The sequence below is a fragment of the Roseibium sp. RKSG952 genome (genome assembly GCF_009711355.1).
The window spans coordinates 1-253 of sequence record NZ_SMMF01000098.1 but is presented as its reverse complement, the minus strand read 5'-3'; the positions used below and the strand labels follow the sequence as shown (position 1 = coordinate 253).

General features: G+C 47.8%; 1 protein-coding gene. It reads left to right on the top strand.

What is annotated here, in order from left to right; genetic code table 11:
* Positions 1-15: 15 nt before the first annotated feature.
* On the top strand, positions 16-253 hold a 238-nt coding region (locus E1297_RS49420), incomplete at its 3' end, for a hypothetical protein (RefSeq protein WP_209015513.1).

The following is a 253-nucleotide window of genomic DNA, read 5'->3' as shown; positions in this document are numbered from 1 at the left end:
AGCGTCGAAAGCAATATGCCCGATAACAATATAGCAACAACCAGCTCGAAAACGGCCTATTGCCCATGCTGCCTGAGCGAGTTTGCGTGTAAACCTGTCACCGATATTCGCTTGCCTTTAAACGACGCATTGGCGCCAACTCATAATCATCGTGTGATTTTCAAGCCAACCGGATTGGATAGTTTCGGAAGAGATCACGATAACTTTCGCGTCTATCCTGAAGATAACAGCCTGTTGACGAAGTCGGACCTGG